This is a genomic window from Methylobacterium aerolatum, from assembly GCF_022179085.1.
GTDB classification, from domain to species: Bacteria; Pseudomonadota; Alphaproteobacteria; order Rhizobiales; family Beijerinckiaceae; genus Methylobacterium; species Methylobacterium aerolatum.
In genome coordinates, this window is sequence record NZ_BPQE01000064.1 from 1 (window position 1) to 1,093 (window position 1,093).

Consider the following 1,093-nt stretch of genomic DNA (forward strand, 5'->3'; position numbering starts at 1 on the left):
CGAGCATCCTTGCTACCAGGAGCACAGGAGGCTTGAACGCGAAACCCAAGCTTCGGCCATGGCCAAAAGGCGTCATGGATACCGCTGTCAGGCCTGCGATCTCGATTTTGAGGAGCGCTACGGCTCAATCGGACGGGGCTTTATAGAAGCTCACCACCTGCGCCCGGTCGCATCTTTACCGAAAGATGAGGACTCGGAACTCGCCCTAGAGCACGATTTCGCTGTGCTATGCGCCAACTGCCACAGGATGATCCACCGATACGACGATCCCGGAGATCTTGAAGGCTTCCGTCGGCTAGTTCGATCACGCTCGTGAAAGCCCCTTATCGTTAGAACACCCTGTCTTGGGGAAGGCCTTCTGCCGCGTCGTCCCACGCGCTCGCTGCGGCCCGTCGCCTTCGCCGTCGCGGCGGTGAAGCGCTCGGTGGAAACGGTCGCCAATTTGGCGACCGTTTTTCCTCGACCCGGGCCTCCGCGCTCAGTTACCGAGCGCGTCTCCGGATGCGGCGCCTCGTAGATCTCCTGCCGTTCGGCGAGTGGCCGAGCGTGTTTGGCGACGCCAAGATGACGACGGCGCTGCTCGACCGTCTCACCCATCACTGCGAGATCTTGGAGACCGGCAACGCGAGCTGAGGGGATTGGGGGCGGCCAAAGCGGGCGGCGCGATCACCCTTACCGACCTTGCTGCCCCCGGCGCGGCCCTAGCAGCGCGAAGCCATGTCGCGATCCGATAACAATTACTTAACCATAATCCGCCAACTTGGAGTGGCTTGGAGACCAAAGAGCCTCTGACGACGCGGTCTGGTTCTGCCCGTCCACGGGCCGTGTCGTCACCGAGGCTTTCTCAGCTTCCGCGCTCAGTGCCTTAGCCGCGCGGTCCTCGACCTGACCAGGGAGGACCGCGCTGCTATGCCGAGCCCCTCGACAGGTCAAGGCGGGAGCCGACTGCGAGACCTTAGGACAAGCCAGTTAAGGAAAGCTTGGAAGCGGTGCCAGGGCAGTGCCGGAAGCACGTTTGTCTGACAACAGAATTCCTGTCGGGTTTTTCTTCCAAAAAGCTGAAAGGTTTGGACGCCTTTGGACGTGCTTATCG

Annotated in this window: 2 pseudogenes; both read left to right on the top strand. The window is 61.3% G+C overall.

What is annotated here, in order from left to right:
- A pseudogene (locus MFF06_RS22565) lies at positions 1-316 on the top strand (HNH endonuclease); the annotation flags it as partial.
- 206 nt (positions 317-522) lie between these two features.
- Positions 523-633 (top strand): annotated as a pseudogene (locus MFF06_RS22570) (ATP-binding protein); the annotation flags it as partial.
- Between the last annotated feature and the right edge of the window lie 460 nt (positions 634-1,093).